The 21,333-nt window shown below is 52.4% G+C and carries 20 protein-coding genes; 8 read left to right on the forward strand and 12 right to left on the reverse strand.

Annotated features, from left to right (window positions below):
- The 8 genes from atpF to asnC all read right to left on the reverse strand — a co-directional run bounded on the left by atpF (position 1) and on the right by asnC (position 6,620).
- Positions 1–471: a F0F1 ATP synthase subunit B gene (gene atpF, locus ACLJRU_RS21335; RefSeq protein WP_001052212.1), complete on the reverse strand. Its 471-nt coding sequence runs from the start codon at positions 469–471 to the stop codon at positions 1–3.
- A gap of 59 nt (positions 472–530) precedes the next feature.
- The gene (gene atpE / locus ACLJRU_RS21340) at positions 531–770 is read right to left on the reverse strand and encodes a F0F1 ATP synthase subunit C (protein WP_000429386.1); all 240 of its coding nucleotides are present in this window, start codon (positions 768–770) and stop codon (positions 531–533) included.
- Positions 771–816: 46 nt separating this feature from the next.
- Positions 817–1,632, reverse strand: coding sequence for a F0F1 ATP synthase subunit A (gene atpB / locus ACLJRU_RS21345; protein ID WP_000135632.1), 816 nt, complete (start codon positions 1,630–1,632; stop codon positions 817–819).
- 8 nt (positions 1,633–1,640) lie between these two features.
- Positions 1,641–2,021 carry a F0F1 ATP synthase subunit I gene (gene atpI, locus ACLJRU_RS21350; protein WP_001541173.1) on the reverse strand — a complete coding sequence of 127 codons (381 nt, stop codon included), beginning with the start codon at positions 2,019–2,021 and terminating at the stop codon, positions 1,641–1,643.
- 614 nt (positions 2,022–2,635) lie between these two features.
- Positions 2,636–3,259, reverse strand: coding sequence for a 16S rRNA (guanine(527)-N(7))-methyltransferase RsmG (gene rsmG, locus ACLJRU_RS21355; protein ID WP_001519938.1), 624 nt, complete (start codon positions 3,257–3,259; stop codon positions 2,636–2,638).
- Positions 3,260–3,361: 102 nt separating this feature from the next.
- Entirely contained in the window at positions 3,362–5,251 is a 1,890-nt protein-coding gene (gene mnmG, locus ACLJRU_RS21360) for a tRNA uridine-5-carboxymethylaminomethyl(34) synthesis enzyme MnmG (RefSeq protein WP_000499872.1), read from the reverse strand.
- Between the two features lie 377 nt (positions 5,252–5,628).
- Positions 5,629–6,072 (reverse strand): FMN-binding protein MioC, encoded by a 444-nt coding sequence (gene mioC, locus ACLJRU_RS21365; protein WP_000763722.1) that lies wholly within the window; start codon positions 6,070–6,072, stop codon positions 5,629–5,631.
- An 89-nt stretch (positions 6,073–6,161) separates the two neighbouring features.
- On the reverse strand, positions 6,162–6,620 hold the full coding sequence (gene asnC / locus ACLJRU_RS21370) for a transcriptional regulator AsnC (protein WP_000433016.1): 459 nt from the start codon (positions 6,618–6,620) through the stop codon (positions 6,162–6,164).
- A gap of 150 nt (positions 6,621–6,770) precedes the next feature.
- Between asnC and asnA the strand changes: the two genes are divergently transcribed.
- Positions 6,771–7,763: an aspartate--ammonia ligase gene (asnA, locus tag ACLJRU_RS21375; protein WP_000845123.1), complete on the forward strand. Its 993-nt coding sequence runs from the start codon at positions 6,771–6,773 to the stop codon at positions 7,761–7,763.
- 4 nt (positions 7,764–7,767) lie between these two features.
- Here asnA and viaA read toward each other — a convergent pair whose 3' ends face one another.
- Together viaA and ravA are read right to left on the reverse strand one after the other, a co-directional pair.
- Positions 7,768–9,219: an ATPase RavA stimulator ViaA gene (viaA, locus tag ACLJRU_RS21380; RefSeq protein WP_000956594.1), complete on the reverse strand. Its 1,452-nt coding sequence runs from the start codon at positions 9,217–9,219 to the stop codon at positions 7,768–7,770.
- A complete protein-coding gene (gene ravA, locus ACLJRU_RS21385) occupies positions 9,213–10,709 on the reverse strand; it encodes an ATPase RavA (protein ID WP_000940987.1) in 1,497 nt (498 codons plus the stop codon). The genes viaA and ravA overlap by 7 nt, the downstream gene beginning before the upstream one ends.
- Before the next feature lie 347 nt (positions 10,710–11,056).
- Here ravA and kup point away from each other — a divergent pair, with 347 nt between their 5' ends.
- The 7 genes from kup (at position 11,057) to rbsR (ending at position 19,023) form a co-directional block, all read left to right on the forward strand.
- On the forward strand, positions 11,057–12,925 hold the full coding sequence (kup, locus tag ACLJRU_RS21390; protein WP_000102338.1) for a low affinity potassium transporter Kup: 1,869 nt from the start codon (positions 11,057–11,059) through the stop codon (positions 12,923–12,925).
- Between the two features lie 215 nt (positions 12,926–13,140).
- A complete protein-coding gene (rbsD, locus tag ACLJRU_RS21395) occupies positions 13,141–13,560 on the forward strand; it encodes a D-ribose pyranase (RefSeq protein WP_000715944.1) in 420 nt (139 codons plus the stop codon).
- 7 nt (positions 13,561–13,567) lie between these two features.
- Positions 13,568–15,073, forward strand: a complete 1,506-nt coding sequence (gene rbsA, locus ACLJRU_RS21400; RefSeq protein WP_000339366.1) for a ribose ABC transporter ATP-binding protein RbsA — start codon at positions 13,568–13,570, stop codon at positions 15,071–15,073.
- A 5-nt stretch (positions 15,074–15,078) separates the two neighbouring features.
- Positions 15,079–16,044, forward strand: a complete 966-nt coding sequence (gene rbsC, locus ACLJRU_RS21405) for a ribose ABC transporter permease (protein ID WP_000211345.1) — start codon at positions 15,079–15,081, stop codon at positions 16,042–16,044.
- A gap of 24 nt (positions 16,045–16,068) precedes the next feature.
- On the forward strand, positions 16,069–16,959 hold the full coding sequence (gene rbsB, locus ACLJRU_RS21410; protein WP_001541177.1) for a ribose ABC transporter substrate-binding protein RbsB: 891 nt from the start codon (positions 16,069–16,071) through the stop codon (positions 16,957–16,959).
- Positions 16,960–17,091: 132 nt separating this feature from the next.
- Positions 17,092–18,021 (forward strand): ribokinase, encoded by a 930-nt coding sequence (rbsK, locus tag ACLJRU_RS21415; protein WP_038394064.1) that lies wholly within the window; start codon positions 17,092–17,094, stop codon positions 18,019–18,021.
- A 3-nt stretch (positions 18,022–18,024) separates the two neighbouring features.
- Positions 18,025–19,023, forward strand: coding sequence for a ribose operon transcriptional repressor RbsR (gene rbsR, locus ACLJRU_RS21420; protein WP_000224495.1), 999 nt, complete (start codon positions 18,025–18,027; stop codon positions 19,021–19,023).
- On the opposite strand, the gene mdtD is transcribed toward rbsR, so the two are convergent.
- Positions 18,989–20,416: a multidrug transporter subunit MdtD gene (gene mdtD / locus ACLJRU_RS21425; RefSeq protein ID WP_001541180.1), complete on the reverse strand. Its 1,428-nt coding sequence runs from the start codon at positions 20,414–20,416 to the stop codon at positions 18,989–18,991. The genes rbsR and mdtD overlap by 35 nt on opposite strands.
- An 11-nt stretch (positions 20,417–20,427) precedes the next feature.
- A complete protein-coding gene (locus ACLJRU_RS21430) occupies positions 20,428–21,132 on the reverse strand; it encodes a FadR/GntR family transcriptional regulator (protein WP_001131144.1) in 705 nt (234 codons plus the stop codon).
- Positions 21,133–21,333 lie beyond the last annotated feature (201 nt).

Consider the following 21,333-nt stretch of genomic DNA (forward strand, 5'->3'; position numbering starts at 1 on the left):
TTACAGTTCAGCGACAAGTTTATCCACGATGTCGCTGTTAGCAGCTTCATCCACGGAACGTTCGATGATCTTCTCGGCGCCAGCAACAGCCAGGATAGCAACTTGCTTACGCAGCTCTTCACGGGCGCGTTTACGCTCGGCTTCAATTTCCGCCTGCGCCTGCGCCACGATTTTAGTACGTTCCTGCTCTGCTTCAGTTTTGGCTTCGTCCAGGATCTGAGCGCGGCGTTTGTTTGCCTGCTCGATGATTACCTGAGCTTCCGCTTTCGCTTTTTTCAGCTGGTCGGTCGCGCTGGCCTTTGCAAGGTCAAGATCCTTATGTGCTCGTTCAGCAGAAGCGAGACCGTCAGCAATTTCTTTCTGACGTTTCTCGATAGCTGCCATTAACGGCGGCCATACGTACTTCATGCAAAACCAGACAAAGAGAATAAACGCGATGGCCTGGCCGAGGATTGTTGCGTTAAGATTCACAGCACAATGCCTCTATCTAGTTAACCTTCTGATATTGCTCTTAATTCAAGCAACGCTTACTACGCGACAGCGAACATCACGTACAGACCCAGACCTACAGCGATCATCGGGATAGCATCCACCAGACCCATAACGATAAAGAACTGAGTACGCAGCAGAGGAATCAGATCAGGTTGACGCGCCGCGCCTTCCAGGAATTTACCCCCGAGGATGCCGATACCGATCGCAGCACCGATTGCCGCCAGACCCATCATCACAGCGGCAGCCATGTACAGCAGATCCATATTCAGGTTTTCCATGACAGTCTCCAGTTTGTTTCAGTTAAAACGTAGTCGTGTTGGTAAATTAATGCTCTTCGGACGCCATCGACAGATAGACAATCGTCAGAACCATGAAAATGAAGGCTTGCAGCGTAATAATCAGGATGTGGAAAATGGCCCACGGCACATTCAGAATCCACTGTGACCACCACGGCAACAGACCAGCAATCAGAATGAAAATCAGCTCACCGGCATACATGTTGCCGAACAGTCGCAGACCGAGAGAAACCGGTTTGGACAGCAGACTTACCCCTTCAAGGATTAAGTTGACAGGAATGAACGCCCAGTGATTGAACGGCTGCAGCGTCAACTCTTTTGCGAAGCCGCCGATGCCTTTCATTTTGATGCTGTAGAACAGAATAAGGATGAATACGCCCAGCGCCATCGACAGGGTGATGTTCACGTCAGCAGACGGCACCACGCGCGTTGCCGGCAGACCCAGCCAATGCTCAGCGATATACGGCAGCAGGTCGATAGGCAGTAAGTCCATCAGGTTCATAAGGAATACCCAGACGAAAATCGTCAGGGCCAGCGGCGCAATCAGCTTGCTTTTGCCATGGTACATGTCTTTGACGCTGCCATGCACAAAGCCGACTATCAGCTCAATCGCGGTCTGAAACTTGCCTGGCACGCCGCTGGTCGCTTTTTTAGCAACGCTACGGAACATCACCAGAAACAACAGACCCAGCACCACCGAGAAGAACATGGAGTCAATATTGAGCGTCCAGAAGGTGGCTGGGGGGTTCTGCGGATCCACCAGCGAGAAAGTACGCAGGTCCAGCTGAAGGTTATTCAGATGGTGTCCTATGTATTCCTGCGGCGTCATATTTTCTGAAGCCATGATGCCTTTTACCCTTTGTTGTTAATTACAGCCGGCGCCAGTATCTGAACCACCAGCACCAAAACCCACGTAACGATCAGCGGCAAAAACACCGCCTTTAAAACCGCCAACGCCACCACCAGTAAAACCAGCATCGCTAACACCTTGAAGGCTTCACTGAAGGCGAAAGTCCAGGACACGCGGCCCTTAGCAGGTGTATGCGCCTGGTGACGCCAGGCAAATATCATAAACAACATATTAGGCAGTGCCACTGCCAATCCCCCACATACTGCGGAGATGCCCCAGAAGGGGTCTTTGAGGCAAAACAGCAATCCACTTGCTATTACCGCCAGAAACTGAATGAACAGAAGCTTACGAGCAACGTTTCGACTCACGAGCGACACAGACATCACGTTTTTACTCCTGCTCACTTCGAGGTATGCCGCGTGTCGTATAAAACGTTCTTTAAGACTTAGAGTCAAGCATCAAAAAGCGGTCAAATTATACGGTGCGCCCCCGTGATTTCAAACAATAAGTAGCCAAAAGGTGAATAAATGTTTAAATATTTTTCTCTGGCCCGCATTTTTAACTTTTAGCCAAAGTGTGAACGATCGTACAAAACTGCAAATAGCGCGAAAACACTGGCGATAAAGCGTGCACCAGATCACACATTAAACATATTCATGCTTACGCAATTCATTTACGTGTCAATTCATGCCTTTTCATCTTTTTGATATTTAAGCGTAAAACCAAGTACTGTTTTAAAAATACCAGCTTACACCTTAAAAACGCCCCATTGACATTTATAATAAAAATTTAACAAGCAAAAGTGATTTTTCGATTCGATTTTTAGCAGACTGATATTTACAAAGTTGATTACTCTCTGTTTTAACAAAAGAAGCGACGTTGTCATGTTGAAACGAAACCGTAAATCCAGAGTTAAATGTAACAACGCTGAAATGCGTTATACCTGTCGATTTTTAACACAAGCCGCGTCGTTTTTTTTCTATTTTTTTGATAAAAATTAAACTTTGTTTGACTTAATAATCACCAGATGCCGCTCGCCTTCCAGTTGCGGAACGCGTAATTTTTCAACAGATTCGACGCTAAAATTGTCAGGTAGTGAGGCAATTTCATCCCCTGGCAATTGCCCTTTTAAGGCATAAAAACGCCCTTTCTCTCCCGGCAGATGGTGACACCAGCTCACCATATCATTCAACGATGCGAAAGCGCGGCTGATAACGCCATCAAACGGCGGTTCGGAGGGATAGGCTTCAACGCGGCTTTGAACCGGCGTGATGTTTTCCAGTTTCAGTTCGTGCTGGACCTGACGCAGAAAACGTACCCGCTTGCCCAGGCTGTCGAGTAAGGTGAAATGCGCGTCAGGGAGAACAATAGCCAGCGGGATGCCCGGCAGCCCCGGTCCTGTTCCTACGTCGATAAAACGCTGTCCCTGAAGATACGGCGCAACGACTATGCTGTCGAGAATATGGCGTACCAACATTTCGTTGGGATCCCGCACTGACGTCAGGTTGTATGCTTTGTTCCATTTGTGCAGCATATCAACGTAGGCGACCAGCAGCGTTTTCTGGTGATCGGTAAGAGAAATACCGGCATCAGCCAGCAGACGAGAGAGTTTGTTGAGCACGGTCATTACCTGTTAATAATCAAATGCCCGATGCGCTTTCGCTTATCGGGCCTACAAATTTGTAGGGCGGGCAAGCGAAGCGCCCCCGCCAAATTAGTGTTATCAAGCGCTACGACGCAGCATACCTTGTTTTTTCAGCCATACCAGCAGAATGGAGATTGCCGCTGGCGTAACGCCGGAGATACGCGATGCCTGGCCGATAGACGCCGGTTTATGATCGTTCAGCTTGGCGATAACTTCGTTCGACAGACCGGAAACCTGACGATAATCCAGCGTGGCAGGCAGCAACGTATTCTCGTTACGTAGTTGTTTTTCAATCTCATCCTGCTGGCGAGCTATATACCCTTCGTATTTGACCTGGATTTCCACCTGCTCAGCGGCTTGCTCATCTTCAAGCGCAGGCGCGAATGCGGCAAGCGAAGTGAGCTGCGCGTAGGTCATTTCCGGACGACGCAACAGATCTTCGCCGCTGGCCTCACGGGAGAGAGGCGTGGTCAAATGCGCATTCACTTCATCGGCGGATTCCGCAGACGGCGTTACCCATGTCGATTTCAGCCGCTGACGTTCGCGTTCGATATTTTCCAGCTTCTCGTTGAATCGCGCCCAGCGTTCATCATCCACCAGACCCAGCTCGCGGCCCATTTCGGTCAGACGCAGATCGGCATTGTCCTCACGCAGCATCAGGCGATATTCGGCGCGGGAGGTAAACATACGATACGGCTCTTTGGTGCCCAGCGTACAGAGATCGTCCACCAGCACGCCGAGATAAGCCTGAGAACGCGCAGGCGCCCAGCCCTCTTTGTCGGCGGAAAGACGCGCGGCATTCAGACCAGCGAGCAAGCCCTGCGCCGCAGCCTCTTCATAGCCGGTAGTACCGTTGATTTGACCAGCAAAGAACAGGCCGTGAATAAATTTACTTTCCAGAGTCGGTTTCAGATCGCGCGGGTCGAAGAAATCGTACTCAATCGCGTAACCAGGGCGAACGATCTTCGCGTTCTCCATACCCTGCATGGAACGGACAATCTGCATCTGCACGTCAAACGGCAGGCTGGTGGAGATACCGTTAGGGTAAATCTCGTTAGAGGTCAGTCCTTCCGGCTCAAGGAAGATCTGATGCTGGTTACGATCGGCAAAACGCATCACCTTGTCTTCGATCGAAGGACAGTAGCGTGGGCCGATCCCTTCGATCACGCCAGCGTACATTGGGCTACGATCGAGGTTATTACGAATCACGTCATGGGTTTTCTCATTGGTATGCGTGATGTAACACGGCACCTGTTGCGGATGCTGAGAAGCATTCCCCATAAACGAGAAAACCGGCATCGGGTTATCGCCATGCTGTTGAGCCAACACGCTGAAATCGATAGTACGCGCATCAATACGCGGCGGTGTGCCGGTTTTCAGGCGGCTGACGCGTAGCGGAAGCTCACGCAGACGGCGAGACAGCGGGATGGATGGCGGATCGCCAGCACGACCGCCGCTGTAGTTATCCAGACCAATATGAATTTTGCCATCCAGGAAGGTTCCGACGGTCAGTACCACCGCTTTCGCGCGGAATTTGAGCCCCATTTGGGTCACGGCGCCGACAACGCGATCGTTTTCGACAATCAGATCTTCAACAGCTTGCTGGAAGATCATCAGATTCGGCTGATTCTCCAGCGCGGTACGCACCGCCTGGCGGTATAAGACTCGATCCGCCTGAGCCCGGGTAGCGCGAACGGCCGGACCTTTGCTGGCGTTTAGTATCCTAAACTGAATACCTGCCTGATCGATCGCTTTCGCCATCAGACCGCCGAGCGCATCCACCTCTTTTACCAGATGTCCCTTTCCAATACCGCCGATCGCCGGGTTGCAGCTCATCTGTCCCAACGTGTCAATATTGTGTGTCAAAAGCAGAGTCTGTTGACCCATACGCGCTGCGGCCATCGCGGCCTCAGTGCCTGCATGACCCCCGCCAATAATAATGACGTCAAAAGGATCCTGATAAAACATGGTAATTGCCTCGCATAACGGGTGTGAAAATGGATTGAAGCCCGGGCGGTGGATTCTACTCAACTTTAGCCGATGGAGAAAGCCCCGGGATCCGGGCTATTAAAAAGAAGATCTTTTTATTTAGAGATCTGTTCTATTGTGATCTCTTATTAGGATCGCGCCAGGCTGTGGATAACCCGGATCCTGTAATAAAGATCAATGCGTTGGAAAGGATCACTAGCTGTGAATGATCGGTGATCGTGGCCCGTATAAGCTGGGATCAAAACGGGTACTTATACACAACTCAAAAAGTGAACAACGGTTATTCTTTGGATAACTACCGGTTGATCCAAGCTTTCCACCAGATTTATCCACAATGGATCGCACGATCTTTACACTTATTTGAGTAAATTAATCCAAGATCCGAGCCAAATCTCCGCTGGATCTTCCGGAATCTCATGTTCAAGGATGTTGATCTTCAGTGTTTCCCCAACCTGTTTTGCGCCAGCGCCTTTCAGTTCCGCTTCTATTTTCTCAATCGCGCCGCAAAACGTGTCGTATTCTCGACTGCCAATGCCAATTGCGCCGAAACGTACCGCGGAAAGATCGGGTTTCTGCGTCTGAAGGTCTTCATAGAAAGGGGTCAGGTTGTCCGGAATGTCTCCGGCGCCGTGCGTTGAGCTGATTATCAGCCAGATCCCGGAAGTTGACAGATCCTCTAATAACGGACCGTGCACCGTTTCGGTTGAAAAACCGGCAGCTTCCAGCTTTTCCGCCAGATGTTCCGCGACGTATTCGGCGCCGCCCAGGGTGCTGCCGCTGATAAGAGTAATGTCTGCCATTGATCGCTCGCTCAGGTAAAGAGGCTGCATTGTACTCTGTGAACGAGCTGGGATCTACCTGTGGAAAAATGTGGGATTAAAAAAGCCGATCATGGCTTGATGGTGCGCATGATCGGGTTCTGCAAGACGATCAGTGTCTCAGTGGACTGAATTTCATCAATTGTTTGGATCTTGTTGATAAGTACGTGCTGAAGCGCGTCGATTGATTTGCACATCACTTTTATAAAGATGCTGTAGTGACCGGTGGTGTAATACGCTTCCGTCACCTCATCCAGGCTTTCCAGCCGGGCCAGTGCGGAGGGATAGTCTTTGGCGCTTTTGAGAATGATGCCAATAAAGCAGCCCACATCGTAGCCCAGCTGTTTGGGGCTGACGTCAATCCGTGCGCCCGTAATAATCCCGGCCTGCTTCATTTTCTCGACGCGAACGTGAATGGTTCCAGGGCTAACGCCAAATTGTTTGGCTAGTTCGGCGTAGGCGGTGCGGGCATTTTCCATTAAGGCGTCAAGTATGCCGCGGTCCAGATTGTCGATCTGATAATTTTCCATCGCTTTTTCTTATGCTGATTAATGATTATCTCTATTTTAGCCATTATTTTTAACGAATCAAAATCGAAGTTGGCTTTTTATCTGTTGATTATTGAATAGTGCTCTCGTTTTGTTGCTTAATCATAGGCAACAGGACGCAGGAGTAAAAAAATGAAAACCGCTTACATTGCCAAACAACGTCAAATTAGCTTCGTGAAATCACATTTCTCTCGCCAGCTTGAGGAGCGTCTGGGTCTGATTGAGGTCCAGGCGCCGATCCTGAGTCGCGTAGGAGATGGTACGCAGGATAATTTGTCCGGCTGTGAAAAAGCGGTGCAGGTAAAAGTGAAAGCGTTGCCTGACGCCCAGTTCGAAGTGGTGCATTCACTGGCGAAGTGGAAACGTCAAACCCTGGGGCAACATGACTTCAGCGCGGGCGAAGGGCTGTACACGCACATGAAAGCCCTTCGCCCCGATGAAGACCGACTCTCTCCGCTCCACTCGGTCTATGTGGATCAGTGGGACTGGGAGCGTGTCATGGGCGATGGCGAGCGCCAATTTTCCACCCTGAAAAGCACAGTAGAGGCTATATGGGCTGGAATTAAGGCGACGGAAGCAGAAGTGCATAAACAGTTTGGTCTGGCGCCGTTCCTGCCAGAGCAAATTCAGTTTGTTCACAGCCAGGAGCTGTTGTCTCGCTATCCGGATCTGGATGCGAAAGGGCGCGAACGCGCGATCGCCAAAGAACTTGGCGCCGTTTTTCTGGTGGGGATCGGCGGTAAACTGAGCGATGGCCACCGCCATGATGTACGCGCGCCGGATTATGATGACTGGAGCTCCGCATCTGAGCTGGGCTACGCCGGTCTGAACGGCGATATCCTGGTGTGGAACCCGGTGCTGGAAGATGCGTTTGAGCTTTCCTCTATGGGTATCCGCGTAGATGCCGATACGCTGATGCGCCAGCTGGCGTTGACCGGTGATGAAGATCGCCTGCAACTGGAGTGGCATCAGGCGCTGCTGCGCGGCGAAATGCCGCAGACCATCGGCGGCGGGATTGGGCAGTCGCGTCTGACGATGTTGCTGCTGCAATTGCCGCATATTGGTCAGGTGCAGTGCGGCGTGTGGCCCGCGCAGGTTCGCGAAAGCATTCCTGCTATTTTATAAGCCGTTAGCGCCGCCAGCGTCTCAACAGGCGGCTTCGCATCCCGGTGTCAAAGCGCCAGATATGATCGAAAATGCGCATGATGCCGGGTTTGCCGTGCGCCGACATCGCCACCGCATGGAATCGATGCTGGTGAAGACGCTGCAACTCTCCCACTTTGCTCACCACGTCATCCGGCAAGCGCTGGGCGATAAAATCCGAAATGACCACCGCATCGGCATCAAACCATTCCCGTCCCTGCATTCTTTCAATAATGGCGCGAAAACAGCTGGCGATATCCGTGCCGCCGCGAAAACGTTGACTTAAAAAGCGGATGGCCTGCTCGATACCTTCCGGGCCGGAGAGTTCATAACGCACAACGTCAGTGGAAAACAGCATAATAAAGCAGCGACGGTTATCCGCCAGCGCAACGCGCATCAACGCCAGGCAGAACGCTTTTGCGCACTGCTCGTTAAATCCTCCCATCGAGCCTGAAGTATCGACGCAGACAATAAACGGTCCGCGCGGCTGCTCGTCGACATCCTGGTGTACTACCGGCCGTTCGGTTACTTTCTCACGCCACGCTTCGCCATGCAGGCGATAGGTGAGGAGCTGTTTTTCCACTAACCGGCGGTAGAATTCATATTCCAGCTCGGTGATGCCGAGCGCCGCCAGCTCTGGCGGCAACAGGCGCAGAATATCATCGCCTTGCTGAATACCGTCAACCTGCTCCGGCACCGTTGCGGGTTCGCGTACCAGTGTACGAAAGGTTTCCATCGGCGCGTCTTTTTTCGGTACCGATTTGGCTTCCCGCGAACGTCCCAGTTGTTCCGCCAGTTGCATTAGCTCCGGCTGGGCGGCGAGAAATTCGCCGTATTTTACGATCAGTTGATAATCACCACGTTTAAGCTGGCCCGTGCTCATATCCCACAGGCGGCCTGCGGCATTATCATTTTCCGCCAGCGTCGGTTCCAGTTGCCCGCTCAGCGTCATCCGTTCCTGAACGTCACTCAGCAACTGCTCGCGCTCTTCTTCCAGTAGTTGCTGGTTTAACGTGGTGGCCTGCACGACCAGACTTAACCGCCAGCGTTGCAAAAAAAGCGTGTGTAGCGCAGGGGTAAAGGTACTGTTGCTCTCCGTCAACTGCTTCGCCTGCGCGGCATACGGTGAATGCAGGCGATGAAGCAACGCCAGTATTTGCGGCAGTTGCACGATGAACTGTGGTGTAGAGAGAAGTTGGCTTTGCTGATAACACATGACCTCTTCCGTGAGTTCCGGCGGAACGCGTGCGTCTTTAAGACGGCTGCGTAGCGCTTCCCGCCAGCGCGGGAGATCGGCGGTCACGGCGTTTTTTAAACGCGGAAACTTTTCAAAGAAAATGACCAGCTGTGGGGAAGCCAGTAGCGCGAGGATCATCTCTTCGACCATTCCCTCTTCGCTGACGGCCAGCATGGTATTTAGCGTATCCAGCGTCAGCATTGTTGCGCCTGGCGGATCTGTTCTCCTACATCCTGCAGGCTGGCCTCAATGCGCCCTAACCAGTCGCTGTGAATAAACAGGCAATGTTGCTGCTCGCTGAAGCGGGTATGCTGCTGGCGCCAGTCGTTTTCTAACGTTTCCAGCTGCTGTTTGATCTCCGCAGGCATACTGTCTTCAGCCGCTCCCGGTAACGCCAGACGGGTACCTTGTAGACTGATGTCGCGCACCACCAGATGTTGAGCGTTATCGACTTCCATATTCAGCGTTTGGGCAAAGCCGATCCCGTTCAGTTTGCCGCGGATCTCGCCGCCTTTGGTCAGCCAAAGTTCCAGCGCGCTGCGGTCAAAGGTAATATGGATCACTTCCATATCATGCAGTTTTAGCGGTTTTTGTAGCAATAACGTCAACGTTGACGCACTGGCTTCCGGCGGTAAAGTGTAATGCGGGCGACGGCTGAACATACCGCCTTCTTTAATGACGGTGAAGGCGGTTTTATCGCTTTGCTGTTGCTGCAACTGAAGGCGACGCTGGACGATACCGCCGAGGCGAGTCAGCATGGCCTGCTGCTGCCAGGCGTGTCCGGTCATCAATATTTCCAGTTGCTGTTGCATGAGATTCAGACTCTGCGCGTCATACCACAAGCAATCTTTTAGCAGGATAAGGTCAATCGGCGCAACCGCGTCGCGTCCGCTAAAGAAGGCGCTGGCCTGTAACAGGCGGATGGCTTTCTTCCAGCGACGGTCGGAGACATAAGGCGCATTCGGCAAATTATCCAGCTGTTGGCGCAGAGTAAATATCAGCTCAAAGACCGGATCAGGCAGTGAAATCGCGCCGATATCTTTTTGCCACTGTTGATATTCTTCGTCGCTAACCTGTAACGAGGCAGGTACCGGGTTATCACTCTCATCCTGTTGACTGACCAGCATGGAGCGGAAATTGGCTTTATCCTGAACTTTATCCAGCCACAGGCGAATCAACATTCGGTCGTACAAGGCTTCCAGGCTGCTGTCCGCTTCGGGCAGTTCGTTAGAGGCCGCCACCAGCAGCCGCATCGGGATTTTTTCCTCAAATGCGCCGTTGCGGAAATGGCGTTCGTTAATGGCGGTCAGCAATGTGTTCAGGATAGCGGGCCCGGCTTTCCAGATTTCATCCAGAAAAACGATTTCGGCTTCGGGAAGGTAGCCGGTCGTTAAGCGTTCATAGCGACCTTCATCTTTCAGCGCCTGAATAGAGAGCGGGCCAAAAACCTCTTCCGGCGTGGAAAAGCGTGTCATCAGATATTCAAAAGCGCGGGCGCGCTGGAAAGCAAACTTCAGGCGGCGGGCAATCAGACTCTTGGCGATACCGGGCGGGCCCAACAAAAAGACGCTCTCACCGCTTAACGCCGCCAGTAGGCAAAGGCGTATGGCATGACTACGTTCATACAGCCCCTTCTCAAGGGCGCTGCTCAGACGGGAAATTCTTTCCGCTAATAAATGTGGGTGAGCCATAATAAAGAGGCGTCCTTTCGACAAATGGATCATGCTAATTGCGAGTATAGACGTTTCACCACCGGGGCTGTAATCGTCTGACGCGCTGTTTATTTTTCTTTGAGCCAGGTTAATCTGGCTTCATTTAGGGGTACGATTTTATGATTAATCGTGCATACTGTGCGCTTTTTTGTGGGCCAAGGGACTAAGCACACATTTCATATCTATACACTCATTCATTCAAACTACATCAAGGCGGCAAAGGAGTGAATCCCCTGGCACTGACTTAAACGTGTGACTGGGGTAAGCGAATGCAGCCGACAAGGAGGTAGGGTGAAGGGTGACGTGTATAAACGAAAGATGAGTCTATGAGCACTGATAATAAGCAATCGTTGCCTGCGATTACCCTCGCAGCTATTGGGGTTGTCTACGGTGATATTGGTACCAGCCCGCTTTATACGCTTCGTGAATGTTTGTCCGGTCAGTTTGGTTTTGGCGTTGAACGAGATGCCGTGTTTGGTTTTCTGTCGCTGATCTTCTGGCTACTCATCTTTGTGGTTTCCATCAAATATCTCACCTTCGTGATGCGCGCCGATAACGCGGGTGAAGGTGGAATTTTGACGCTGATGTCGCTTGCCGGGCGTAATACCTCGGCGCGCACCACATCCATGTTAGTTATCATGGGACTGATAGGCGGCAGCTTTTTCTATGGCGAAGTGGTCATTACGCCGGCGATTTCGGTGATGTCGGCGATTGAAGGCCTGGAGATTGTCGCGCCGCAGCTGGACACTTGGATTGTCCCGCTCTCCATTATTGTGCTGACTCTGTTGTTTATGATTCAGAAGCACGGTACGGGAATGGTAGGGAAACTCTTTGCGCCGATCATGCTGACCTGGTTTTTAATCCTGGCGGTACTTGGCCTGCGCAGTATTATCGCCAATCCCGAAGTGTTACATGCGCTGAATCCTGTCTGGGCGGTACGTTTTTTCCTTGAATATAAAACCGTATCGTTTATTGCGTTGGGCGCGGTGGTGCTGTCGATTACCGGCGTAGAGGCGTTGTACGCCGATATGGGACACTTCGGTAAGTTCCCGATTCGCCTGGCGTGGTTTACCGTGGTATTGCCGTCGTTAGTACTGAACTACTTTGGTCAGGGCGCATTGCTACTAAAGCATCCGGAAGCGATTAAAAACCCCTTCTTCCTGTTGGCGCCGGACTGGGCGTTAATTCCGCTGCTGATTCTGGCCGCGCTGGCGACGGTGATCGCCTCCCAGGCGGTCATTTCCGGCGTCTTTTCGCTGACGCGTCAGGCTGTGCGTCTTGGCTATTTGTCGCCAATGCGCATTATCCATACCTCCGAGATGGAGTCCGGTCAGATCTATATCCCTTTCGTTAACTGGCTGCTTTATTTCGCGGTCGTGGTTGTTATTGTTAGCTTTGAGCACTCCAGCAACCTGGCGGCGGCCTATGGCATCGCCGTGACCGGCACGATGGTGCTGACGTCTATTCTTTCTACGACCGTGGCGCGTAAGAACTGGCACTGGAACAAATATTTTGTCGCGCTGATCCTCATCGCGTTCCTGTGCGTGGATATCCCGCTGTTCTCGGCTAACCTCGACAAATTGTTGTCCGGTGGTTGGCTGCCGCTGAGCCTGGGCCTGATCATGTTCACGATCATGACCACCTGGAAGAGTGAGCGTTTCCGTCTGTTGCGTCGTATGCATGAACACGGTAATTCGCTGGAAGCGATGATTGCTTCGCTGGAGAAGTCACCGCCGGTTCGGGTGCCAGGTACTGCCGTATACATGTCGCGCGCGCTCAGTGTGATCCCTTTTGCTTTATTGCATAACCTGAAGCACAACAAAGTGTTGCATGAGCGCGTAATCTTACTGACGTTGCGTACGGAAGATGCGCCATATGTGCATAACGTTCGCCGGGTGCAGATTGAGCAGTTGTCTCCGACATTCTGGCGCGTGGTGGCCAGCTACGGCTGGCGCGAAACGCCAAACGTTGAAGAGGTGTTCCACCGCTGCGGTCTGGAAGGGCTTAGCTGTCGGATGATGGAAACGTCGTTCTTTATGTCGCACGAGTCATTGATTGTCGGCAAACGCCCGTGGTATTTGCGTTTGCGTGGCAAGCTGTATTTGTTGTTGCAACGTAACGCCCTGCGTGCGCCGGATCAATTCGAGATCCCGCCTAACCGCGTGATTGAGTTAGGAACTCAGGTCGAGATTTAACCTCCCATCACCATGCCGGGGCCGCGTTGGCTTGCCCGGCCTGGCCAATCCGTAGATTCCCACAAGATAATCGCCATCGGGCGATTATCTTCACCTGATTTCCGCTAGCGAAACGTTTCGACGGCGATCACAATTCTGTTACGTCATGATGGTTTTATGAACACATCCAGGGTTACACTGCGGCCAGCGAAACGTTTCGCTAGTGGAGCAGAAAAATGAAGAAAGGCACCGTACTCAACTCTGAAATCTCGTCGGTCATTTCCCGTCTGGGGCATACTGATACTCTGGTGGTCTGTGATGCGGGTTTACCCATCCCGAATAGCACTGCGCGTATCGATATGGCACTAACCCAGGGCGTACCTTCTTTTATGCAGGTGGTGGATGTCGTGACCCGGGAAATGCAGGTTGAGGCGGCGATTCTTGCAACGGAAATCAAACAACAGAATCCGCAGCTCCACGAAACGTTGCTCACTCACCTTGAGCAACTGCAGCAACACCAGGGAAACACCATAAAAATTAGTTATACGACACACGAACAATTCAAAAAATTGACTGCAGACAGTCAGGCGGTGATTCGCAGCGGGGAGTGTTCCCCGTATGCGAACGTCATTCTTTGCGCTGGCGTCACTTTCTGAGGCCGCTATGGACGCATTACTGCAACTCAAAGGGATCGATAAAGCGTTCCCCGGCGTGAAGGCTCTCTCCGGCGCCGCGTTAAACGTTTATCCTGGCCGCGTTATGGCGCTGGTGGGGGAAAACGGCGCCGGAAAATCCACCATGATGAAAGTATTAACCGGCATCTATACGCGAGATGCGGGATCGTTGTTATGGCTGGGTAAAGAGACCACCTTTAACGGGCCTAAATCGTCTCAGGAAGCCGGGATCGGCATTATTCATCAGGAACTGAACCTGATTCCGCAGTTGACCATTGCGGAAAATATCTTCCTGGGCCGTGAGTTTGTGAATCGCTTTGGCAAAATCGACTGGAAAAAGATGTATGCCGAAGCCGACCAGCTCTTAGCCAAACTCAATCTGCGCTTTAAGAGCGATAAGCTGGTGGGCGAACTCTCTATCGGCGATCAGCAAATGGTGGAAATCGCCAAAGTGCTGAGCTTCGAATCCAAAGTCATCATTATGGATGAACCGACCGATGCGCTGACCGACACTGAAACCGACTCTCTGTTCCGCGTTATCCGCGAATTAAAATCGCAGGGGCGCGGCATTGTCTATATCTCCCACCGTATGAAAGAGATCTTCGAAATTTGCGATGACGTGACGGTCTTCCGCGATGGGCAATTTATCGCCGAGCGTGAAGTGGCCACGTTGACCGAAGATTCTCTTATCGAAATGATGGTGGGACGTAAGCTGGAAGATCAGTACCCGCATCTGGATAACGCGCCGGGTGAGATTCGCCTCAAGGTCGATAATCTGTGCGGACCGGGCGTGAATGATGTCTCTTTTGTGCTGCGAAAAGGCGAGATTCTTGGCATCTCCGGCCTGATGGGCGCCGGTCGCACCGAGCTGATGAAAGTATTGTACGGCGCGATGCCGCGAACCAGCGGTTACGTGACGCTTGATGGACACGAAGTGGTGACGCGTTCTCCGCAGGACGGGCTGGCCAATGGCATCGTTTATATCTCTGAAGACCGTAAGCGCGATGGACTGGTGCTCGGCATGTCAGTTAAAGAGAATATGTCGCTGACGGCGCTGGACTATTTCAGCCGCGCTGGCGGAAGCCTGAAACACAAAGATGAGCAACAGGCGGTGGGGGATTTTATCCGTCTGTTCAACGTCAAGACACCGTCAATGGAACAGGCGATAGGCCTGCTTTCTGGCGGTAATCAGCAAAAAGTGGCGATTGCCCGCGGGTTGATGACGCGCCCGAAAGTGCTCATTCTCGACGAGCCGACCCGCGGTGTGGACGTCGGCGCCAAGAAAGAGATTTATCAGCTTATCAACCAGTTTAAGGCCGACGGCCTGAGCATCATTCTGGTCTCATCTGAGATGCCAGAAGTATTAGGCATGAGCGATCGCATCATCGTCATGCATGAAGGGCATCTCAGCGGTGAATTTACTCGCGAGCAGGCCACCCAGGAAGTGTTAATGGCTGCCGCAGTGGGCAAGCTTAATCGCGTGAATCAGGAGTAAAAAAGATGACAACCCAGGCTGTTTCTGGTCGCCGTTATTTCACTAAAGCGTGGCTTCTTGAGCAGAAGTCGCTCATTGCCCTGCTGGTGTTGATCGCGATTGTTTCGACGTTGAGCCCCAACTTTTTTACCGTTAATAATCTGTTCAATATTCTTCAACAGACCTCCGTCAACGCCATTATGGCGGTGGGGATGACGTTGGTGATTCTGACATCGGGGATCGATCTGTCCGTCGGTTCCCTGCTGGCGCTCACCGGAGCGGTTGCCGCTTCAATCGTCGGCGTTGAAGTGAATGCGCTGGTCGCGGTTGCCGCCGCGCTGGCGCTGGGCGCTGCGATTGGCGCCGTCACTGGCGTTATCGTCGCGAAAGGCCGCGTACAGGCGTTTATCGCTACGCTGGTGATGATGCTGCTACTGCGCGGTGTAACGATGGTTTACACCGACGGTAGCCCGGTCAACACCGGCTTTACCGATAACGCCGATCTGTTTGGCTGGTTCGGTATCGGCCGTCCGCTGGGCGTTCCTACGCCGGTCTGGATCATGGCTATCGTCTTTATCGCCGCCTGGTATATGCTGCATCACACCCGTCTGGGACGCTATATCTACGCGCTGGGCGGTAACGAAGCGGCGACGCGCCTGTCTGGCATTAGCGTGAGCAAAGTGAAAATTATCGTCTATTCACTTTGCGGCCTGACAGCGTCGCTGGCGGGCATCATTGAAGTGGCGCGCCTCTCTTCCGCGCAGCCGACGGCGGGTACCGGCTATGAGCTGGATGCTATTGCCGCCGTGGTGCTGGGCGGCACCAGCCTTGCAGGCGGTAAAGGACGCATTGTTGGGACATTGATCGGCGCATTGATTCTCGGCTTCCTTAATAATGGTTTGAATTTGTTAGGTGTTTCCTCCTATTACCAGATGATCGTCAAAGCGGTGGTGATTTTGCTGGCGGTACTGGTAGACAACAAAAAGCAGTAACAACGACTACAGGACATCTGAAATATGAACATGAAAAAACTGGCTACCCTGGTATCTGCTGTTGCGCTGAGCGCCACCGTGAGCGCGAATGCAATGGCGAAAGACACCATTGCGCTGGTGATCTCTACCCTCAATAATCCCTTCTTCGTGTCGTTAAAAGACGGGGCGCAAAAAGAGGCGGATAAACTGGGTTATAACCTGGTGGTGCTGGACTCCCAGAACAACCCTGCCAAAGAGCTGGCGAACGTGCAGGATTTAACCGTTCGCGGGACCAAAATTCTGCTGATCAACCCGACTGACTCCGATGCGGTGGGTAACGCGGTGAAGATGGCGAACCAGGCGAAGATTCCGGTTATCACGCTTGACCGCCAGGCAACCAAAGGTGATGTCGTCAGCCATATCGCGTCTGATAACGTGCTGGGCGGTAAGATAGCTGGCGACTATATCGCGAAAAAAGCTGGCGAAGGCGCCAAAGTGATTGAGTTGCAAGGCATTGCTGGAACATCTGCGGCGCGTGAGCGTGGCGAAGGTTTCCAGCAGTCGGTAGCCGCCCACAAATTTAATGTCCTGGCTAGCCAGCCTGCCGATTTCGACCGTACTAAGGGCCTGAACGTCATGCAGAACCTGCTGACCGCGCATCCGGATGTTCAGGCTGTCTTCGCCCAGAACGATGAAATGGCGCTGGGCGCATTGCGCGCGCTGCAAACTGCCGGTAAAGCAGATGTGATGGTGGTTGGATTTGACGGTACGCCGGATGGCGAAAAGGCCGTAAAAGATGGCAAACTGGCAGCGACTATCGCTCAGTTACCGGATCAAATCGGCGCCAAAGGCGTTGAAGTGGCGGATAAGGTGCTGAAAGGCGAAAAAGTTCAGGCCAAATATCCGGTTGACCTGAAACTGGTCATCAAGCAGTAATAAACGACACGGGTCAACTATGGCCTGATGGCGACAGAAATACGCGAGCCTCCGCTGAGGTGAACGTAAAAAAAGAAAAGCAGGGCACGCGCCACCCTAACCGGTGGCGCACTTTGACGTGGAACCCCGAATATGAAAACCGCAGGTAATCTCATCGTCCTTGGCAGCATTAATGCCGATCATATCCTTAATCTTGAGTCCTTCCCTACCCCGGGTGAAACGGTAACCGGTAGCCATTATCAGGTCGCGTTTGGCGGGAAAGGCGCGAATCAGGCGGTTGCTGCGGGACGTAGCGGGGCAAATATTGCGTTTATTGCCTGCACGGGCGATGACGATATTGGCGACAGTATTCGTAAACAATTAGTCAGCGATCGTATTGATATCACGCCAGTTAGCGTCATTAAAGGCGAGTCTACCGGGGTGGCGCTGATTTTCGTTAACGGCGAAGGCGAGAACGTCATCGGTATTCATGCCGGAGCGAATGCCGCGTTATCGCCGGCGTTGGTTGATGCGCAACGTGAACGTATCGCGCAGGCGGATGCGTTACTGATGCAGCTGGAATCGCCGCTGGAAAGCGTACTGGCGGCGGCAAAAATCGCCTATCAACATCATACTACTGTTGCGCTTAACCCGGCGCCTGCCCGTGAGCTACCGGATGAACTGCTGGCGCTGGTGGACATCATCACGCCAAATGAAACGGAAGCTGAAAAGCTGACGGGCGTGCGTGTGGAAAATGACGACGATGCCGCGAAAGCTGCGCAGGTTTTGCATGATAAAGGCATTCGAACCGTATTAATTACCTTAGGAAGCCGTGGCGTCTGGGCCAGCGTAGACGGCGAGGGCCGCCGCGTTCCTGGATTTAGCGTTGAGGCTGTCGATACCATTGCCGCCGGAGATACGTTTAACGGCGCCTTTATCACCGCGATACTGGAGGAGACGCCGTTGCCGGAAGCGATTCGCTTTGCCCATGCCGCCGCCGCGATTGCCGTAACGCGTAAAGGCGCGCAGTCGTCCGTTCCGTGGCGCGAAGAGATAGAAGCGTTTTTACATCAGCAGGGGTAACGCTTGGCTACTATGAAAGATGTTGCCCGCCTGGCGGGAGTCTCTACATCGACGGTCTCTCACGTTATTAACAAAGATCGCTTTGTGAGTGAGACGATAACCGAAAAAGTTGAAGCGGCGATTAAATCACTTAACTATGCGCCTTCTGCGCTGGCGCGAAGCCTCAAGTTAAACCAGACCCGCACGATTGGTATGCTGATTACCGCCAGTACCAACCCTTTTTATTCCGAACTGGTGCGCGGCGTTGAGCGAAGCTGTTTTGAGCGCGGTTATAGTCTGGTGCTGTGCAATACCGAAGGCGACGAGCAACGGATGAACCGCAACCTGGAGACGCTGATGCAAAAACGGGTAGACGGTTTACTGCTGCTGTGTACCGAAACGCATCAGCCTTCTCGTGAAATCATGGAGCGTTATCCGTCTATTCCTACCGTCATGATGGACTGGTCGCCGTTTGATGGCGAGGGCGGTAGCGATCTCATTCAGGATAATTCGTTGTTAGGCGGCGATCTTGCCACCCAACACCTTATCGATAAAGGATTTACCCGAATAGCCTGTATTACCGGCCCGCTGGACAAAACGCCAGCGCGTTTACGGCTGGAAGGGTATCGGGCGGCGATGAAACGCGCAGGGCTGGCTATTCCGCAAGGCTATGAGATCACTGGCGATTTTGAATTTGGCGGCGGCTTTGACGCCATGCAGGCGTTACTCGCCCATCAACAGCGACCGCAAGCGGTTTTTACCGGAAACGATGCGATGGCTGTCGGCGCCTATCAGGCGCTATATCAGGCGGGGCTTCGTATCCCGCAAGATATGGCAGTCATTGGCTATGATGATATTGAGCTGGCGCGCTATATGACGCCGCCGCTGACGACTATCCATCAGCCGAAAGATGAATTGGGCGAGCTGGCTATTGATGTGTTGATTCATCGGATGGCGCAGCCCGCCTTGCAACAACAGCGACTTCAGCTTACTCCGGTTTTGACGGTGCGTGGGTCGGTTTAGATTTATGCCGTTCTTTAATCAGATTGTTGCCGTCTTTGACTCTTAGCAGCATAAACATCAGCGCGGACACGATAGTGATCGCCCCCATCGTGATAAAGGTATAGTGGAACTGTTCCACGGTACTGGTGCCCGCAAAACCTTCATAAATACGTAACACCGCCGCGCTGATCGCCACGCCTAAACTGATAGACAATTGCTGCGTAACCGCCAGAACGCTGTTGCCGCTGCTGGCGTTATCGTCCGTCAGATCCGCAAGAGTAATCGTATTCATTGCCGTAAATTGAGTGGACATCGCCATTCCAAGAATGAATAGCGGCAGTACGAGCATCCAGATCGGCATGGCGGGAGATTGAAACGAAAACTGGGCAATCATCAGACCGATAAATACCGTAATGCCGACCAGAGTCTTCCGGTATCCCAAACGTCGTAAAACCTGCGTTACGGTCGATTTCGCGATAATAGAACCCAAAGCCGTCGGCGCCATCATGCAGCCAGCGATCAGAGCCGGGTAGCCAAAACCAACCTGTAGCATTAACGGCATTAAAAAAGGTACGCAGCCTGTCCCCAGACGTGTGGCGAGGTTGCCGGCAATGCCAACGGAAAATGTGCGTGTCTTAAACAGCGATAGTGATATTAACGGTGTCGGATGACGGCGGGCGTGGCAGATATAGGCCAATAGTAGAACGATACTGCAAAAAATAATGGCGGATGCGATCCATGTCGCCACAATCTTTTCGCCAAACAGTTCCATTCCGCTGGAAAATAAAACCAGACTTAACCCAAAAAGAAAGAAGCCGGTCATGTCAAACTTGCGACGCGGCGTGGTGAAGTTGGGCATATATTTGCGGGCATACAGAATGCCTGCAACCCCAATGGGAATATTAATCAGGAAGATCCAGTGCCAGCTTGCCCAGGTCACCAGTACGCCGCCTAATACCGGCCCCAAAATCGGACCTACCAGCCCCGGCATAGTGACAAAGTTAAGAACGGGCAGCAGCTCACTACGCGGATAGGCTCGCAATAACGCCAGTCGCGCCACTGGCATCATCATCGCTCCGCCGACGCCTTGTACGACGCGAAAAATAACCAATTCAGATAGTGAACTGGAGAGCGCGCAGGCCAGCGAGCCTAACGTAAACAGACTTACGGCGACCATAAAGACGCGACGCGTACCGAAGCGGTCAGCCAGCCAGCCGCTTACCGGAATTAACATAGCTACTGTCAGGGTATAACTGATAATAGCGGACTGCATGGCGAGTGGGGAACGGTTAAGGCTATGCGCAATAGCCGGTAAAGCGGTATTCAAAATGGTGGCGTCTAGCGCCTGCATAAAGAAGGCCATTGCCGCGATCCACGGCAGGCCAGCCATGCTGCGCGCTTTTTTGCTGGTCATTCAATATCCTGTTAATTATCTGGTCTCTCATTGGGCGCTATTAACAACGCCTGGCAGGCCTGGAAAGCGCGTTCGCCGTCGCCATCAGCGATGGCATCAACAATGGCCTGGTGCAAATCCAGCTTTACCACCTCGTTATAGGTGATTGAGGTAAAGTAAGTGTGATAAACCGAATGAAATAGCGTAGCAAAAGAGATTAGAAAGGGATTGGCGCTCATTTCGTAGATATGCTCGTGCCACGCCATATCCACTTCAATCCAGCGTTCACGCTTAAAATGCTTTTTCAGCGCGACCATCTCTTCCATTAAGGCATTAAGCCGCGCTTTCTGCTCCGGAGTGCCAAGCGTCGCCGCCAGCAGGCAGGCTTGCGGCTCCAGGCTAATACGCATCACCAGAAAATGATCTACCACCTGATGAAAATTTTCTTCCGTCATCCACCAGGTCAGCAGCTCTTGATCCAGAAAGTTCCAGTTTCCCTGCGGCATCACCCGCGTACCAATGCGCGGACGGGGTAGCACCATACCTTTAGCCGTCAACGTTTTCACCGCTTCGCGAACTGCCGTTCGACTTACGCCGTACTGCTCGCCCAGTTCTATTTCGCCGGGAAGAATCGTACCGGGGGCGTAGTCACCCTTTAATATCCGCTGCGCCAGCTTTTCAGCCAGAACATAGGATAGATTTTTCTGTGCGGCTAATTGTTGTGCGCTTAAAGGCATGAATGTTCTTCCTTTCTCTTTCGTTTGGTTATTAGTATGCCACCTGGAAGTGTGATTGCAGTTGCAATAACGGCAATTTGCTTATTTTATGGCACGTTAAGCCCGCTATTGATGAAAAAAGAGACACTCAGAAAATTATTTTAAATTTCCTCTTGTCAGGCAGAAATAACTCCCTATAATGCGCCACCACTGACACGGAAC

It is taken from the genome of Salmonella sp. SAL00653, from assembly GCF_046552515.1.
GTDB lineage: Bacteria > Pseudomonadota > Gammaproteobacteria > Enterobacterales > Enterobacteriaceae > Salmonella > Salmonella enterica.

Coding starts and splice junctions, on each gene's coding strand:
- atpE (WP_000429386.1), bottom strand. CDS start 770: ATGGAAAACCTGAATATGGATCTGCTGTACATGGCTGCCGCTGTGATG.
- atpB (WP_000135632.1), bottom strand. CDS start 1,632: ATGGCTTCAGAAAATATGACGCCGCAGGAATACATAGGACACCATCTG.
- atpI (WP_001541173.1), bottom strand. CDS start 2,021: ATGTCTGTGTCGCTCGTGAGTCGAAACGTTGCTCGTAAGCTTCTGTTC.
- mnmG (WP_000499872.1), bottom strand. CDS start 5,251: ATGTTTTATCAGGATCCTTTTGACGTCATTATTATTGGCGGGGGTCAT.
- mioC (WP_000763722.1), bottom strand. CDS start 6,072: ATGGCAGACATTACTCTTATCAGCGGCAGCACCCTGGGCGGCGCCGAA.
- asnC (WP_000433016.1), bottom strand. CDS start 6,620: ATGGAAAATTATCAGATCGACAATCTGGACCGCGGCATACTTGACGCC.
- asnA (WP_000845123.1), top strand. CDS start 6,771: ATGAAAACCGCTTACATTGCCAAACAACGTCAAATTAGCTTCGTGAAA.
- viaA (WP_000956594.1), bottom strand. CDS start 9,219: ATGCTGACGCTGGATACGCTAAATACCATGCTGGCCGTCAGCGAAGAG.
- ravA (WP_000940987.1), bottom strand. CDS start 10,709: ATGGCTCACCCACATTTATTAGCGGAAAGAATTTCCCGTCTGAGCAGC.
- kup (WP_000102338.1), top strand. CDS start 11,057: ATGAGCACTGATAATAAGCAATCGTTGCCTGCGATTACCCTCGCAGCT.
- rbsD (WP_000715944.1), top strand. CDS start 13,141: ATGAAGAAAGGCACCGTACTCAACTCTGAAATCTCGTCGGTCATTTCC.
- rbsA (WP_000339366.1), top strand. CDS start 13,568: ATGGACGCATTACTGCAACTCAAAGGGATCGATAAAGCGTTCCCCGGC.
- rbsC (WP_000211345.1), top strand. CDS start 15,079: ATGACAACCCAGGCTGTTTCTGGTCGCCGTTATTTCACTAAAGCGTGG.
- rbsB (WP_001541177.1), top strand. CDS start 16,069: ATGAACATGAAAAAACTGGCTACCCTGGTATCTGCTGTTGCGCTGAGC.
- rbsK (WP_038394064.1), top strand. CDS start 17,092: ATGAAAACCGCAGGTAATCTCATCGTCCTTGGCAGCATTAATGCCGAT.
- mdtD (WP_001541180.1), bottom strand. CDS start 20,416: ATGACCAGCAAAAAAGCGCGCAGCATGGCTGGCCTGCCGTGGATCGCG.
- ACLJRU_RS21430 (WP_001131144.1), bottom strand. CDS start 21,132: ATGCCTTTAAGCGCACAACAATTAGCCGCACAGAAAAATCTATCCTAT.